The sequence below is a fragment of the Pseudonocardia sp. SID8383 genome, from assembly GCF_009864975.1.
Classification (GTDB): Bacteria; Actinomycetota; Actinomycetes; order Mycobacteriales; family Pseudonocardiaceae; genus Pseudonocardia; species Pseudonocardia alni.
Window position 1 is genome coordinate 1 of sequence record NZ_WWFY01000516.1, and the last position, 14400, is coordinate 14400.

The 14400-nt window shown below is 74.6% G+C and carries 15 protein-coding genes; 5 read left to right on the forward strand and 10 right to left on the reverse strand.

Translation table 11 applies throughout. From position 1 onward, the window contains the following. Both GTW08_RS12420 and GTW08_RS32970 read left to right on the forward strand, forming a co-directional pair. Positions 1-261: hypothetical protein (locus GTW08_RS12420; protein ID WP_237453787.1), on the forward strand; the 261-nt coding region annotated here is incomplete at its 5' end. Next, positions 258-1046 carry a (2Fe-2S)-binding protein gene (locus GTW08_RS32970; RefSeq protein ID WP_083658061.1) on the forward strand — a complete coding sequence of 263 codons (789 nt, stop codon included), beginning with the start codon at positions 258-260 and terminating at the stop codon, positions 1044-1046. The genes GTW08_RS12420 and GTW08_RS32970, both read left to right, overlap by 4 nt. A 25-nt stretch (positions 1047-1071) precedes the next feature. Here GTW08_RS32970 and GTW08_RS12430 read toward each other — a convergent pair whose 3' ends face one another. The 3 genes from GTW08_RS12430 to GTW08_RS12440 are packed head-to-tail and all read right to left on the reverse strand — an operon-like array spanning position 1072 to position 3778. Continuing rightward, complete coding sequence (locus GTW08_RS12430) at positions 1072-1809, reverse strand: DUF4191 domain-containing protein (protein ID WP_073574161.1); 738 nt, start codon at positions 1807-1809, stop codon at positions 1072-1074. A gap of 47 nt (positions 1810-1856) precedes the next feature. Beyond that, positions 1857-2861 (reverse strand): lipoyl synthase, encoded by a 1005-nt coding sequence (lipA, locus tag GTW08_RS12435; RefSeq protein ID WP_062395976.1) that lies wholly within the window; start codon positions 2859-2861, stop codon positions 1857-1859. Then, on the reverse strand, positions 2858-3778 hold the full coding sequence (locus tag GTW08_RS12440; protein ID WP_161151948.1) for an SDR family NAD(P)-dependent oxidoreductase: 921 nt from the start codon (positions 3776-3778) through the stop codon (positions 2858-2860). Before GTW08_RS12440 ends, lipA begins: the two co-directional genes overlap by 4 nt. An 85-nt stretch (positions 3779-3863) precedes the next feature. Here GTW08_RS12440 and GTW08_RS12445 point away from each other — a divergent pair, with 85 nt between their 5' ends. Then, positions 3864-4796, forward strand: a complete 933-nt coding sequence (locus GTW08_RS12445) for an LLM class F420-dependent oxidoreductase (protein ID WP_161151949.1) — start codon at positions 3864-3866, stop codon at positions 4794-4796. A gap of 19 nt (positions 4797-4815) precedes the next feature. On the opposite strand, the gene lipB is transcribed toward GTW08_RS12445, so the two are convergent. From lipB to lpdA, 5 genes are all read right to left on the reverse strand, one after another. Then, positions 4816-5538, reverse strand: a complete 723-nt coding sequence (gene lipB / locus GTW08_RS12450) for a lipoyl(octanoyl) transferase LipB (protein ID WP_100878055.1) — start codon at positions 5536-5538, stop codon at positions 4816-4818. 10 nt (positions 5539-5548) lie between these two features. Continuing rightward, a complete protein-coding gene (locus tag GTW08_RS12455; RefSeq protein ID WP_161151950.1) occupies positions 5549-6814 on the reverse strand; it encodes an NAD(P)/FAD-dependent oxidoreductase in 1266 nt (421 codons plus the stop codon). Continuing rightward, on the reverse strand, positions 6811-7701 hold the full coding sequence (locus GTW08_RS12460; RefSeq protein ID WP_073574156.1) for a TIGR01777 family oxidoreductase: 891 nt from the start codon (positions 7699-7701) through the stop codon (positions 6811-6813). Before GTW08_RS12460 ends, GTW08_RS12455 begins: the two co-directional genes overlap by 4 nt. Positions 7702-7840: 139 nt before the next feature. Continuing rightward, positions 7841-9649, reverse strand: a complete 1809-nt coding sequence (gene sucB, locus GTW08_RS12465) for a 2-oxoglutarate dehydrogenase, E2 component, dihydrolipoamide succinyltransferase (protein WP_161151951.1) — start codon at positions 9647-9649, stop codon at positions 7841-7843. A gap of 53 nt (positions 9650-9702) precedes the next feature. Next, positions 9703-11094: a dihydrolipoyl dehydrogenase gene (lpdA, locus tag GTW08_RS12470; protein ID WP_073574154.1), complete on the reverse strand. Its 1392-nt coding sequence runs from the start codon at positions 11092-11094 to the stop codon at positions 9703-9705. A gap of 369 nt (positions 11095-11463) precedes the next feature. On the opposite strand from lpdA, the gene GTW08_RS31815 reads away from it, so the two are divergent. After that, positions 11464-11703, forward strand: coding sequence for a hypothetical protein (locus GTW08_RS31815; RefSeq protein WP_237453788.1), 240 nt, complete (start codon positions 11464-11466; stop codon positions 11701-11703). Between the two features lie 9 nt (positions 11704-11712). Here the strand turns inward: GTW08_RS31815 and GTW08_RS12480 are convergent, their stop codons facing one another. After that, positions 11713-12561: an SDR family NAD(P)-dependent oxidoreductase gene (locus tag GTW08_RS12480; RefSeq protein WP_073574152.1), complete on the reverse strand. Its 849-nt coding sequence runs from the start codon at positions 12559-12561 to the stop codon at positions 11713-11715. An 80-nt stretch (positions 12562-12641) separates the two neighbouring features. Between GTW08_RS12480 and GTW08_RS12485 the strand changes: the two genes are divergently transcribed. Further along, entirely contained in the window at positions 12642-13214 is a 573-nt protein-coding gene (locus GTW08_RS12485) for a hypothetical protein (protein WP_217266848.1), read from the forward strand. 7 nt (positions 13215-13221) lie between these two features. On the opposite strand, the gene GTW08_RS12490 is transcribed toward GTW08_RS12485, so the two are convergent. Further along, on the reverse strand, positions 13222-14400 hold a 1179-nt coding region (locus GTW08_RS12490), incomplete at its 5' end, for a leucyl aminopeptidase (RefSeq protein ID WP_161151952.1).

Consider the following 14400-nt stretch of genomic DNA (forward strand, 5'->3'; position numbering starts at 1 on the left):
CGTGACCGGGCTGCCGCTGCCCGGGCCGGCCGGTGTCCGGCCCTGACGCGCCTCCCGGCCGTGGCGACGGCGACGGGACGGGCGACCGCGCGGGGCCTCCTCCGGCTGACGGTGCTCGCCGCACTGGTGGCGTCGTCGACGGCGACGCAGGCACTCGCCGTCGTGGCTGCTGCGGGGGTGGTGCTGTGGGTCGGACCGGTCGCCGGGACCCTCACGAACGGCTCGACCGGGACGATCCGGGATGCGAGGCTTCTCCGGTGACCACGGAGCGCATCGACATCGCGCGTACGGCCGCCACCCCGCCGGTGAGCGACGTGCTGGCCGGGCTCGCGGCGGTCGGGCCGTTCTTCGAGCTGCTCGACGCCACCGAGGAGCGGGCCGACGGACGGTCGGTCCGCCCGTTCGCCGCCGTGCTCGCTCCCGACGCGCTGCTGGACCGGGTCGAACGGACCCGGGTGGCGCTCGGGGCCGAGCCGCCGCTGGGCCGGCGGATCGCCGCGTCGATCGCGGTGCAGGGGCTCGCGGCGAAGCTGCTGTCCGGGCCGGTCGCGGCGCTGGCCCTGCACGGTGTCCTGGTCGACCTGCGGCCGGAGACGCTGTGGTGGTCGGCCACGCCGCTGGGCGACGTCGTCGCGCTCGACCCGCCCCGGGTGGCGCGCTGCCCGTTCCCGGCGCCGGACGCGCTGGCCCCGCTGGTCGACAACGTGCTCACCCCGCTCGTGGAGATCGCGGGCGAGCGCTTCGGGGTGTCCGGGACGGTGCTGTGGGGCAACGTCGCGTCGTCGGTCGCCGGGGCGAAGCGGGTGCTCGACATCCAGCGCCCCGACGCCGCGGACGCCGTCGCCGCCGTCGCCGCGGACCTGCTGGAGCACCCCCGGCTGACCGGTACGGGGGAGCGGCGGGCCCCGGTGGCGCCGGACCACGCCTGGACGTTCCGGCGGCGGTCCTGCTGCCTGTACTACCGGGTGCCCGGCGGCAGCACCTGCGCCGACTGCGTCCTGGCGGATCTGCGCGGCGAGCCGGCGTCCGGCGACCCCACCGACTGACCCGGCCGCCCGGTCGGCGGCGGGGTCAGCGGCGGCGGACGGTGCGCTGGATGCTGCGCATCTTGGCGCCCTGGGGCATCGGCCCCTTGGGCATCGCGGCCGAGCGGCTGCCGAGGGCGTTGAGCTTGCCCTCCAGGGAGTCCATCTCGGCGGCGGAGATGTTGCGGGGCAGCTTCATGAGGTGGCGCTGCAGGCCCTTGAGCGGGACCTGGCCCTCCTCGTTGCCCACGATCACGTCGTAGATCGGGGTGCTGCCGGCGACCCGCGCGGTGCGCTTCTTCTCCTGTGCGAGCAGGGTCTTCACCCGGTGCGGGGCCCCCTCGGCGACGAAGATGATCCCGGGCCGCCCGATGACCCGGTGCACCGCGTCGAGGTGGGTGGTGCCCGCGATGCCCTGGGTGATCCGCCACTGCCCACGCATGTTGTCCAGCGCCCAGCCCGCGGCGCCCGGCTGCCCGTCGGCCTTCACGTAGATCGACCTCTGGACGCGGCGACCGAAGATGCTGAACGCGGCCAGCGCGCCGATCAGGATGCCGAAGGGCACGAAGAACCAGACCAGGCCCAGCAGCCACCCGATGAGCGTGACGACCACGATCGACCCGACGAACACGCCGATCATGATCGGGAGGAGCTTGGAGTCCTCCTTGCGCTGCATCTGGAACGCCTGCCAGATCTGCTGGCGACGCTGCTTCGACGCGGCCTTCTTCTGGGCCTTGAGCGCCTTCTTCTCTTCGGGCGAGGGCTTACGGGGCTTGCCGGGCATGTGACCAGCCTACTTCCGACCGGTGATCGACGGTGCGAGGAGGTCTCTCAGCCGCGTGCCAACAGGGAGCTGGCCTCCTGCGCGGCCGGGCCGGAGTCGGCCAGGTGCGCCAGGGCGGGGGAGAGCTCCTCGCCGCGGTGGGCCACGGTCTGGGCGTAGAGCCGGCCGGCCCGGTAGGACGAGCGCACCAGCGGCCCGGCCATCACCCCGGCGAAACCGATCTGCTCGGCGGCCGTCGAGTGCTCGACGAACTCCTCGGGCTTGACCCAGCGCTCCACCGGGTGGTGGCGCTTGGTCGGGCGCAGGTACTGGGTGATCGTGATGATCTCGCAGCCTGCGTCGTGCAGGTCCTGCAGCGCGGAGGTGACCTCGTCGGGGGTCTCGCCCATGCCGAGGATCAGGTTCGACTTGGTGACCAGACCGAACTCGCGGGCCTTGGTGATGACCTCCAGCGACCGGTCGTAGCGGAACGCCGGGCGGATCCGCTTGAAGATCCGCGGGACGGTCTCGAGGTTGTGCGCGAACACCTCGGGGCGCGACTCGAAGACCGGGGTCAGCTGGTCGTCGATCGAGTTGAAGTCCGGGGCGAGCAGCTCGACGCCGGTGCCCGGGTTCAGCTCGTGGATCTTGCGGACGGTCTCGGCGTAGAGCCAGGAGCCGCCGTCGTCGAGGTCGTCGCGCGCGACGCCGGTGACGGTGGAGTAGCGCAGCCCCATCTGCTGCACCGACTCCGCCACCCGGCGCGGCTCGTCGGTGTCCAGGTCGGCCGGCTTGCCGGTGTCGATCTGGCAGAAGTCGCAGCGACGGGTGCACTGCTCCCCACCGATGAGGAACGTCGCCTCCCGGTCCTCCCAGCACTCGTAGATGTTGGGGCAACCGGCCTCCTCGCACACCGTGTGCAGGCCGCCCGACCGGACGAGACCCTTCAGTTCGGTGTACTGCGGACCGGTCTTGGCGCGGGTGCGGATCCAGGACGGCTTGCGCTCGATCGGGGTCTCGCTGTTGCGGACCTCGAGGCGGAGGAGCTTGCGGCCTTCGGGTGCGATGGTCACGCGTCCAGCCTACGCCCGGGGTCCGGTGTGATGCCGGTCGCGGCGGCCGTGACCTGCCACAACCTGCCCGCGAGCACCGGGTCCTGCGCGGCCGCCGAGCGCCGTGCCGGACCGGCAGGGCCGCGGGTCTCCCCGAGCCCGGTGGGGCCCAGGTAGTCGCCGCCGTGGACCGGCCCCGTCGCCGCGGCGAGCTGCGGCCCGACACCCTCGGACACCGGCGAGGTGAGCCAGCGCTCCCACGGGGCGAACAGCCGCGCCTGTAGCGTCGCGCCCCGCCGGAAGGAGTTCGCGAGCAGCGACGACTCGGTCATCCCCGGGTGCGCAGCCACCGAGAGCACCGGGTCCCCGGACAGCCGCAGCCGCCGGTCCAGCTCCGCGGCGAACAGCAGGTTCGCCAGTTTCGACGCGCCGTAGGCCGCGTTCGGGGACCAGCGCCGGCGCCGCCACCCCAGGTCGTCGGGGTCGAGCCGGCCGGTGCGGTGGCCGAGGCTGGACGTCGTGACGACCCGCGAGGGCCGCTCCGGGTCGCCGGCGGCCCGCAGCGCGGGCATCAGCAGCCAGGTCAGAGCGGCCGGCCCGAGGTGGTTGGTGCCGATCTGCAGCTCGAAACCGTCCGCGGTGTCCGCACGCGGGCCCGTCGCGACGCCCGCGTTGTTGACGAGCACGTCCACCCGGTCCCCGGTGCGCTCCCGGATCTCCGCCGCCGCGGCCCGCACCGAGCCGAGGTCGGCGAGGTCCAGCAGCACCAGCTCACCACCGGCCCCGCGCACCGCGGCGCGGCCGCGGGTCACGTCGCGGGCGGTCATCAGCACCCGGGCCCCGGCCCGGGCCAACGCGGTGGACAGCGCGAGACCGAGCCCGGAGGTCGTGCCGGTGACGACGACGGTCCGGCCGGTCTGGTCGGGGAGCGGGTGCACGACGCGACCGTAGCGAGCGGTCCCCCGCGGCCGCCGCCGGTGGTCGGGCGGCGCGGGCGGGCCGGTGCGGCTAGCGTCGCGACCCGTGGACTTCCGGATCTTCACCGAGCCCCAGCAGGGCGCCCGCTACACCGACCTCCTGCGGGTCGCCCGCACCACGCAGGACGCCGGCTACGACGCGTTCTTCCGCTCCGACCACTTCCTCGTGATGGGCGACGGCAGCGGCGTCCCCGGCCCGACCGATGCGTGGGTGACCCTCGCCGCGCTCGGCCGCGAGACCGAGCGCATCCGGCTCGGCACCCTGGTCACCAGCGCGACGTTCCGGCTGCCCGGGCCGCTCGCCGTCGCCGTCGCGCAGGCCGACGACATGTCCGGCGGCCGCGTCGAGGTCGGGCTCGGCTCGGGCTGGTTCGAGGCCGAGCACCGGGCGCTCGGCATCCCGTTCCCGCCGCTGGCCGAGCGCTTCGAGATCCTCACCGAGCAGCTGGAGATCCTCACCGGGCTGTGGGCGACCCCGCTCGGCGGGCGCTTCACCCACCAGGGACGGCACTACACCGTCACCGACTCCCCGGCGCTGCCGCGCCCGGTGCAGGACGCGCCGCCGGTGATCGTCGGCGGGATGGGGAAAAGGAAGACCCCGGCGCTGGCCGCCCGGTTCGCCACCGAGTTCAACGTGCCGTTCCAGCAGCCCGAGGCCGTCGCCGCGCAGTTCGGCCGGGTTCGCGACGCGTGCACCGCCGCCGGGCGCGACCCGGGCTCGCTCACGTACTCGGTGGCGCAGATGCTGTGCCTGGGCAAGGACGACTCGGAGGTCGACCGCCGCGCGGCCGCGGTGGGCCGCGACGCCGCCGAGGTCCGCGCGAGCAGCCTCGCCGGCACCCCCGGCGAGATCGTCGACCGGCTCGGCCGATGGGCCGAGGTCACCGGCACGACCCGGGTCTACCTGCAGGTCCTCGACCTGTCCGACCTCGCCCACATCGAGGACTTCGCCGCGACGGTGGTGCCCCAGCTCGCCTGAGGCACCCGGGGCCGGGGGATCAGCCCAGGCCGGACATCAGGTCGACCTGACGGACGACCGGGTGCTCGGCCACCGGCAGCCGGCCGTCGAGCGCGTCCAGCACGGCGGCGGCCGCCGGGCCGGCGACCTCGTCGACGGTCACCTCCCGGTCCAGCTCCGCGGTCAGGGTGGTGACGCCGGCGTCGGCGATCCCGCACGGCACGATCTTCCCGAAGTCGCCCAGGTCGGCGTCGCAGTTGATCGCGAATCCGTGCTGGGTGACCCCGCCGGCGATCCGGACGCCGATCGCGGCGACCTTCCGCTCGGGGGTGAAGCCCTGCGCGGGCAGCCAGACGCCGGAGCGCCCCTCGACCCGGCCCGCGCTCGTCACGCCGAGATCGTGACAGACCCGGATGAGGGCCTCCTCCAGGCGGCGGACGTAGTCCACGACGTCCATCGGCTCACCGAGGGCGACGATCGGGTAGCCGACGAGCTGCCCCGGCCCGTGCCAGGTGATGCGCCCGCCGCGGTCGACGTCGACGACCGGGGTGCCGTCGGTGGGCCGGTCCTCCGGCCGGGTGCGCCGCCCCGCGGTGTAGACGGGCGGGTGCTCCAGCAGCATCAGCACGTCCGGCCCGCCGTCCTTGCGGGCCTCGGCGTGCGCCTTCTGGGTGTCCCACGCCGCCTGGTACTCCACGCGCCCGAGCCGGTCGACCCGGACGTCGTCGGTTCCGGCGCGGCAGGACAGATGCGGTGCGGGCATGGCGGCGAGCTTACGCCGCACCCAGCCGGGCGAGGACGGCCTGCGCGGCCCGGCGGCCGCTGACCAGCGCCCCCTGGGTGGACGGGGTGTCGCGGTGGTCGCCCGCGACGAACAGGTTCTCGCCGAGGTCGACGTCGCGGCGCACCGGGCGCCCCGCCTCGAACAGCGGCAGCGCCTCGTCGACCTGCGCGGTGTGCAGGTGCGCCCAGTCGTCGGTGCCGACACCCCAGATCCGGGCCAGCTCACGGCGCACCGCGGGCTCGTCGGCCCCGGTGGACCCCGGGGTCCCGACGATCGAGGACGCCACCAGCGGGCGCCCGTCGGCGGAGTAGCCGGGCGCGGCCGCGGTCATCACCATCGTGTTGACGACCGGCCCGCCGGTGCCGTCCAGGTGCAGCAGCGGGGAGGCCGTCGGGGCCTGCGGCGGGACGTGGAAGAACGTGGTCAGCGCGTTCATCCGCGGCTCGGCGACCCCGGGGAGCAGCGCGGCGGCCGTCCTCGGGTCCGCCGCGACGACGACCGCCCGTGCGGACAGGGTGCCGTCGTCGGTGTCCAGGGCGGGGGCGGGCCCGCCGCGCACGGCGTGCACCCGCGTCCCGAGCGTCACGGTGCCCTCGGGCAGGGCCGCGGCCAGCCGCCGGGGCAGCGCCTCCATGCCGTCGTCGGGCACGACGATCGTGCCGAGGGCGAAGCTGCGCCACACCAGCCGCACGAACGCGGCCGAGGTCTCCAGCGCGGTCTCGGCGAGTACGCCGGACAGGAAGGGGCGCAGGAACCGGTCGGTGACCGCGCCGCCGAGCCCGGCGGCGTCGAGGTCGCGGGCGGCGGAGGAGCCGACCAGCGTCGCGGTCCGCGACGGCGGCGAGGCCAGCACCTTCGCCGTCCACGCGACGAGCTTGGCCTTCTCGATCGGGCCGAACAGGTCGTCCAGCGCGGTGGCCGGGGCGGATGCGGGGCGGCGCAGCGGGTTGACGAAGCGGTGCAGTGCGCCGTCGCCGGCCCGGATGGCGGCACCGGGCTCGAAGGGCCGCGCGGCCAGGGTGTCGAGCCCGTGCGGGGCGAGCGCGGCGTGCAGCGCAGGGTAGGAGGTGTTGAGCACCTGGAACCCGCGGTCGCAGCGGAACCCGTCGACGACGTCGGTCGCCATCCGCCCGCCGACCCGGTCGGCGGACTCCAGCACGCGCACGGTCAGCCCGTGCCGGTGCAGCACGGTGGCCGCGCGCAGGCCGGACAGGCCCGCCCCGACCACCAGGACGTCGACGTCGGACGGGGTCATGACCCGACCGCGGCCGAGAGCGCGTCGCCGACGGTGTGGTGGCGGAACTGGAACCCGGCCTCGAGCAGCGCCGCAGGCACCGCCCGCTGGCCGCCGAGCAGCATCTCGCGGCCCATCTCGCCGAGCACGGTGGAGACCACCGGGCCGGGCACCGGGAACGGCGCGGGCCGCCCGACCGCCGCGGCCATCTCCTTGGTGAACTCGGCGTTGGTGACCGGCACCGGGCCGGTCACGTTCGCCGGTCCGGACAGCGCCTCGGTCTCGACGGCGAACCGGATCGCCGCGACCTGGTCGTCGAGGGAGACCCACGGCATGAACTGGGTGCCCCTGCCGATCCGCCCGCCGAGGAACCCCTTGAACAGCGGGCGCAGCATCGCGAGCAGCCCACCGGAGGGGGACAGGACCAGGCCGGTGCGGACGAGCACCACCCGGGCGCCGGCGTCCACGGCGGGAGCGGCGGCGGCCTCCCAGTCCCGGCACACGTCGGCGAGGAACCCCGAGCCCGACGGCGCGGACTCGTCGACGACGACCTGGCCGGTGTCGCCGTAGTAGCCGACGGCCGAGCCGCTGACCAGCACCGGGACCTTGTGCCGGGCCACGGCCTCGGCGAGGACGTCGGTCGGGACGTTGCGCGAGTCGCGGATCAGCTGCTTGCGGGCGCCGGTCCACGGCCGGTCGGCGATGCCGGCGCCGTTGAGGTTCACCACCGCGTCGACGCCGTCGAGGGTGCCGTCCTGGACGGTGCCGGCGGGCGGGTCCCAGCCGCGCTCGTCAGGGGCGGCGGGGGTGCGCCGCACCAGGCGCAGCACCTCGTGCCCCGCGCCCCGCAGATGGGCGACCAGGGCTGTTCCGATCAGTCCGGACGAACCGGCCACGACGACTCGCACGGCCGCGATCCTTCCCGGTCCCGGGCGGACGCGCGAGCCGGACATGCCGCGAGCATCGTCACCCGCCCACCCGGACCGGTGACGACGGCGGCCCGCCCCGGGGGAACCGGGACGGGCCGCCGTGTGTCGCGGGGAGTGCCTACAGGCCGAGCTCGGCCTCGAAGGCACCCTCCTCCAGCCGGGCCTTGACCGCGGACAGGAAGCGGCCGGCGTCGGCGCCGTCGACCAGGCGGTGGTCGTAGGTCATCGGCAGGAAGCAGACCGATCGGACGGCGATGACGTCGTCACCCTCGGGGCCGGTGACGACCTTCGGCTCCTTCGCGATCGCGCCGGTGCCCAGGATGGCGACCTGGGGCTGGTTGATGATCGGCGTGTCGAACAGCGCGCCCGCGGACCCGATGTTCGTGATCGTGAAGGTGCCGCCCGACAGCTCGTCCGGACCGATCTTGGAGTCGCGGGTGCGGGCCGCGACGTCGGCGATCTTCTTGGCGATCCCGGACAGCGACAGGTCGTCGGCGTCCTTGATCACCGGCACGAGCAGGCCGCGCGGTGTGTCCACGGCGATGCCCATGTGGACCGAGCCGTGGTAGGTGACCTGCTTGTTGTCCTCGGAGATCGAGGCGTTCAGCGACGGGAACGCCTTGAGCGCCTCGATGGTCGCCTTGGCGATGAACGCCAGGAAGGTGAGGTTGGCGCCCTCGCGACGCTTGAAGTCCTCCTTGACCCGGTTCCGCAGCTTGACGATGCGGGTGAGGTCGACCTCCTGGACGGTGGTCAGCTGCGCCGAGGTCGCGAGCGACTCGTTCATCCGCTGCGCGATGACCTGGCGCAGGCGCGGGAGCTTGACCGTGGTGCCCGGCTCCGGTGCGTTGTCCGCGCGGGTCGGGACGGCCTTCGGCTCCTGGGGCGCGCCGCCGGGGGCGGGCTGCGCCGCCGGGGCGGACGGCTTCTCCTGCGCCGGGGCCTTCGCCTGCTCGGCGGCGGCGAGGACGTCCTGCTTGCGGATGCGGCCGCCGACGCCGGAGCCGGTGACCGAGTCGAGGTCGACGCCGTGCTCCTGGGCCAGCTTGCGCACCAGCGGGGTCACGTAGGGCTTCTCGCCCGAACCCGAGCCCGAGCCGTTCGAGGAGGGCTCGATCCTCCCGGCGGGGGAGTCCTCGGAGCCGGCCGGGGCCTTCTCCTGCTTCTCCTCGGCCTTGGGGTGCTCGGCCTTCGGCTCCGGCTTCGGCTCGGCCTTCGGAGCCTCCTTCTTCGGCTCCTCCTCCTTCTTCTCCGGAGCCTTCTCCTGCTTCGGCGCCTCGTCCTGCGCCGGGGCGGCGGAGCCGTCGCCGACCAGCGCGAGCTGCGCGCCGACCTCGACGGTCTCGTCCTCGGCGACGGTGTGCTCGAGCACGGTGCCCGCGACCGGCGAGGGGATCTCGGTGTCGACCTTGTCGGTGGAGACCTCGAGCAGCGGCTCGTCGACCTCGACGGCGTCGCCGACCTGCTTGAGCCAGCGGGTCACGGTGCCCTCGGTGACCGACTCGCCGAGCTCGGGCATCGTGACCGGCGTGCCGGAGCCCCCACCGGACGACGAGCCACCGGAGGACGGCTCCGGGGCCTCCTCCTCGGCCTGCTCCGGCTCCGGCTCGGGCTCCGCCTCGGACTCCGCGGGCTCCTCGGCCTTCCCGGAGGAGTCGGAGTCGGACGAACCGGCGTCGTCGGCCTCGTCGGCGTCGCCGATGACGGCGAGCTCGCCGCCGACCTCGACCGTGTCGTCCTCGCCCGCGATGATGCGCTTCAGGACGCCCGCGGCGGGCGACGGGATCTCCGTGTCGACCTTGTCGGTCGAGACCTCGAGCAACGGCTCGTCGACCTCGACGGTGTCGCCCTCGGCCTTGAGCCAGCGGGTGACGGTGCCCTCGGTGACACTCTCGCCCAGGGCGGGCATCTCAACGGTGACGGCCATGTCGGGTGGAGCTCCTCTTGTTCCGCGTGGGTGTTCGGGTTGTGGGGCCGGGATCAGCCGTGGGTGTGCAGCGGTCTCCCGGCCAGGGCGAGGTGGGCCTCTCCGAGGGCCTCGCTCTGTGTGGGGTGGGCGTGGATCAGGGCGGCGACGTCGGTGGGCAGAGCCTCCCAGTTGTAGACCAGTTGTGCCTCCCCGACGAGCTCCCCGATCCGGGAGCCCACCATGTGCACGCCGAGGACGCGTCCGCCCTGTCCGGCGGGCCCCTGGGCGACGAGCTTGACCGCGCCGGAGGTCTGCAGGATCTGCGACTTCCCGTTGCCGGCCAGGTCGTAGGTCAGGGTGTGCACCTCGCCGTGGAGGTCCCGCGCGGCCTGCTCGGTCAGCCCGACCGAGGCGACCTCGGGGTCGCAGTAGGTGACGCGCGGGATGCCGTCGTCGGTGACGGGGCGGGGTGCGAGCCCCGCGACGTCCTCGGCGACGAAGATCCCGTGGGCGAAGCCGCGGTGGGCGAGCTGCAGGCCGGGGGTGACGTCCCCGACGGCGTACACGCCGTCGAGATTCGTGCGCAGCCGCTCGTCGACGGTCACGACGCCGCCGTCCATCGCGACGCCGGCCTCGGCGAAGCCGTGACCGGTGGTGTTGGGGCCGCGGCCGACCGCGACCAGCAGCAGGTCGGCCTCGATCTCCTCACCGGACTCCAGCGACACGGTGACGGTGTCGCCGCTGCGGGTCGCCTTCGCGAACCGCACCCCGGTGCGGGTGGTGATCCGGCGCCGCCGGAACGCCCGGGCCAGCTGGGTGGAGCAGAACTCGTCCTCGTTCGGCACGAGCCGCGGCAGCGCCTCGACGATCGTGACCTCGGCCCCGAACGAGCGCCACACGCTGGCGAACTCGACGCCGATCACGCCGCCGCCGAGCACGACGACCCGGCGCGGGGCCTCGTCGAGGGAGATCGCGGCGTCGGAGGTGACGACGCGGTCGTCCAGCTCCAGGCCGGGCAGTGACCGGGCGTAGGAGCCGGTGGCGAGCACGACGTGGCGGCCGGTGATGCGCTCGTCGCCGACCCGGACGGTGCCGGGGCCCTCCAGGGTACCGGCACCGGGCACCACGGTGATCCCGCGCGAGGCGACCAGGCCCTGCAGGCCCTTGTACAGCCGGGAGACCACGCCGTCCTTGTAGGCGTTCACCCCGGCCATGTCGACGCCGTCGAACGTGGAACGGATACCGACCTGCGCGCCGTCGCGGGCGTGGTCGGCCACCTCGGCCGCGTGCAGCAGCGCCTTGGTGGGGATGCAGCCGCGATGCAGACAGGTGCCGCCGAGCTTGTCCTTCTCGACCAGGACCACCGACAGGCCCAGCTCCGCGGCCCGCAGCGCGCAGGCGTAGCCGCCGGAGCCGCCGCCCAGGATCACCAGGTCGGCGGAACGAGCGTCCGGGTCGGACACCGATCAGCTCCCTCCGGGGGTCACCGCCGGTGGACCGGCTCCGCCGGACGGGACCCCGCTACGCGGCGCCCATCTTGTCATCCGGCCGCGACTGCGCCAGTGGGGTGTCGGGAGCAAATCCGTGATCCCGTTCGTTGGGCACTCGGAGCTACCGTGTCCGGTTCGTAGGGGTGCGACCGGATCGACGAGAGGACGACGCGCATGGGTCTGCTCGACCTGTTCCGGTCACGTGGACCGTCGGGCCCCAGGTCCGGCCGGGGATCCGGCTCCGGCGGGAGGCGTGGCGCATACGCGGAGGGGGAGGCCCACCTGCGTGAGTGGTCGGCCGCCCGGATCGGGGTCGAGGCCTTCGTCGAACCGCGCACGACCGTGACGGAGACGACGGTGGTCTTCGTCGCCCACGACGGCGAGTGGACCCGCAGGCGGGTCGCGAACCCGAACGCGGCGAAGAAGCTGGCCCGCTCGCTGCAGATGCCGATCTACGACGTGCAGCTCGTCGGGTACCCGAACCGGATGCGCGAGCACGACGCCCGCGACCGCGCCCTGCGCAAGCGCGAGCGCCAGGAGCGGATGCTGCGCGAGCTGCGGGCCAAGGACCGCGACGCCTGACCCGTCCGGTCAGGGGCGCAGCGAGCGGGCGCGCCGCTCGCCGAGCGCCCGCATCGCGGGCTCCAGGCGCAGCGCGGGTCCGGGGGACAGCGCGGTGAGGCGCAGCAGCGCACCCCGCCAGGCGGGAAGCGTCCGGTAGACCCGGCCGGTGCCGAACATCCCGACCAGCGCCGACGCGACCTGTTCGGGGGTGACCAGCACCCCGGACCGCACGAGCGCCTGGCCCTGGCCGCCGGGCGTCATCGAGCGCAGCAGCTCGGTGTTCACCCCGTCCGGGCAGACCGCGTGCACCCCGATGCCCTCCCGGCGCACCTCCGAGGCCAGCGCGGACACCATCGACAGGGCGCCCGCCTTCGACGCCGCGTACACCGACAGGCCCGGAACCGGGCCGAGGCCGGACAGCGACACGGTCACACCGATCTCGCCGCCCCGGGCGGTCCCCGCCGCCGCCTGCTCGCGGAACGCGGCCACCGCGGCCCGGGCACCCCAGATCGGGCCCAGCAGGTTGACCTCGACCAGAGCGCGGGCGCGGGCCTCGGCGATGTCGGTGACGGTGCCGTCGAAGCCGACGCCGGCGTTGCTCACCCAGGCGCCCAGCGGCGCGAGCTCGCGGGCCCGGGCCACCGCCACCGCGGACGCGGCCGGGTCGGTGACGTCGCAGGCGGTGCCGGCGGCCGCCCCGATCCGGGTCGCGGTGGCCTGCGCCGCGGCCTCGTCGAGATCGGTGACCAGCACCCGGTAGCCGCGCCCGACGAGCTCGCGGGCGATCTGCTCGCCGATGCCGCGGGCCGCGCCGGTGACCACCGCGGAACGGGGGGTGTGCGCGGGGACCTCGTGTCGACGACGCTGCCGGCTCATGGGCGGCAGTATGCCCTACCCGTGGGTAACCCCCGGTCCGGTGTCGCCGCCCGGATCCGGTCCGGCCAGACTCGGGCCCCGTGACGGCCGCGATGCACCTGCCCCGCTTCCTCGTCCGCCAGCGGATCACCCTCGGCGTGAACCGCTATGACGTGCACGCCGCGAACCCCGACGGCAGCGCGGGCGCGCTCATGGCGTTCGCGCAGCAGAAGCGGTTCGCCTTCAAGGAGCAGGTGACCTTCTGGTCCGACGACAGCCGCTCCCGCGCGGTGTTCTCCTTCCGCGCCCGCCAGCGTCTCGACGTCCGCGCCGAGCACGACGTCCTCGACGAGCACGGCCGGGTGATCGGAACCTTCGGCAAGCGGTTCGGGGCGAGTCTGCTGCGCTCGACCTGGACGCTGACCGCGCCGGGCGTCGCCGCGACCGGGCGCGAGCGCAGCCTCGGCGTCGCCCTGCTGCGCCGGGTGGCCGAGAACCTGCCGCTGCCGTACCACTTCGACGTCACCGAGGACTCCGGCGGCTCGCTGCTGATGAGCAGCGACCGGCGGTGGTCGCTGCGCGACTCCTACGACGTCTCCGTCCCGGACCCGCGCATCGACTTCCGCCTGGCCGCCGCCTTCGCCGTCGCGCTGGACGCGTTGCAGGACCGCTGAACCGGGGTCAGCCGTTCGCCGCCACGTCCTCCAGGAACGCGAGCAGGGTGCGCACCGGCACCCCCGTGCCGCCCTTGGTGGTGTAGCCGCGCGGCCCGCCGGTGTTGAACGACGGCCCGGCGATGTCGATGTGCGCCCACGGCAGCCCGGCGGGCACGAACTCCTTGAGGAACACCCCGGCCAGCAGCATCCCGGCGAACCGCTGCCCGCTGACGTTGCTGATGTCGGCCACCCGCGAGTCCAGCTCGCCGCGCAGGTACTCCGGCAGCGGCATCGCCCAGGCGTCCTCGCCGACGGCGGTGCCGTGCGCGGCGACCCGGTCGCGCAGCTCGTCCGACCCCATCACCCCGGCGGTGCGCATGCCGAGCGCGACGAGCTGGGCGCCGGTCAGCGTCGAGGTCTCCACCAGGTAGTCGGGGTCGTCCTGGGCGGCACGGACGATCGCGTCGGCGAGGATCAGCCGTCCCTCGGCGTCGGTGTTGAGCACCTCGACGGTGGTCCCGCCGAACATGGTCAGCACGTCGCCGGGCTTGTACGCCGTCGACGACGGCATGTTCTCCGCCATCGGTACGGTCGCGGTCACCGTGACCGGCAGCTCCAGCTTCGCGGCGAGCACGACGGTCGCGACGACCGCGGCCGCCCCGCCCATGTCCGAGGTCATGTCGGCCATGCCGGCGTTGGGCTTGAGCGAGATGCCGCCGGTGTCGAAGGTGATGCCCTTGCCGACGAGCGCGACCCGCTTCGACGCGGCCGGGCCGCCGTTCCAGGTCAGGCGCACCAGCCGGGGCGGGTTCGCCGACCCCTTCCCGACGCCGGTGACGCCGCCGTAGCCGTTCTCCCGCAGCCCGGCGTCGTCGAGGACCTCGGTGACCAGCCCGGCGCGCTCGCCCAGCGCCACCGCATGCGCCGCGAAGGTCTCCGGGACCAGCACGTTCGGCGCGGTGTTGACCAGGTCCCGGGCGGTGGCGACGGCCTCGGCGACGAGCGTCGCCCGCCGCACGGCCGCGTCGTCGGCGCCGGTGAACGACCAGCTGCCGACCGGGACGGCCGCGGCGTCGGTGGAGGTCCGGTGCCGGTCGAAGCGGTGGCCGCCGAGGACGGCGCCGACGACCGCGGCCTCGGCGTCGAGGGCGGACAGCGTGCTCAGCACCGAGCCGGTCCCGGCCAGCGTGCGGGCGGCGGCACC

Excerpts from the sequence above, each read along its gene's own strand:
- GTW08_RS12430 (WP_073574161.1), bottom strand. The coding sequence starts at position 1,809 with ATGCCCGGCAAGCCCCGTAAGCCCTCGCCCGAAGAGAAGAAGGCGCTC.
- lipB (WP_100878055.1), bottom strand. The coding sequence starts at position 5,538 with ATGCCCGCACCGCATCTGTCCTGCCGCGCCGGAACCGACGACGTCCGG.
- GTW08_RS12455 (WP_161151950.1), bottom strand. The coding sequence starts at position 6,814 with ATGACCCCGTCCGACGTCGACGTCCTGGTGGTCGGGGCGGGCCTGTCC.
- sucB (WP_161151951.1), bottom strand. The coding sequence starts at position 9,649 with ATGGCCGTCACCGTTGAGATGCCCGCCCTGGGCGAGAGTGTCACCGAG.
- GTW08_RS12480 (WP_073574152.1), bottom strand. The coding sequence starts at position 12,561 with ATGAGCCGGCAGCGTCGTCGACACGAGGTCCCCGCGCACACCCCCCGT.